Here is a 239-nt window from a genome sequence, read left to right as displayed (position 1 = left end):
GGACGGCTTCATCCGTCCGGCCTCGTCGAACTCCTGGAACGCCTTGGCGACGGAGGACTGGTTCGGGATCGTCACCATCCGCATCCAACGCCCGAGCAGGCGTATCTGGTTGACCGCGTTGAAGGACTGCGAGCCGCCGGAGACCTGCATCACGGCCAGCGTGCGCCCTTGCGTCGGTCGCACGGCTCCGACCGAGAGCGGGATCCAGTCGATCTGGGCCTTCATCACGGCGCTCATGG

General features: G+C 66.5%; 1 protein-coding gene. It reads right to left on the bottom strand.

The features are described 5' to 3' along the window. The coding region (locus KBI52_RS00125; protein WP_210804714.1) for an NAD(P)H-dependent oxidoreductase at positions 1-239 on the bottom strand (239 nt) is incomplete at both ends.

Source organism: Microvirga sp. HBU67558 (assembly GCF_018069605.1).
In the GTDB taxonomy this organism is placed as follows: Bacteria; Pseudomonadota; Alphaproteobacteria; order Rhizobiales; family Beijerinckiaceae; genus Microvirga; species Microvirga terrae.
The sequence above is the reverse complement of the archived record's forward strand: the minus strand, read 5'-3'. Positions and strand labels throughout refer to the sequence as shown.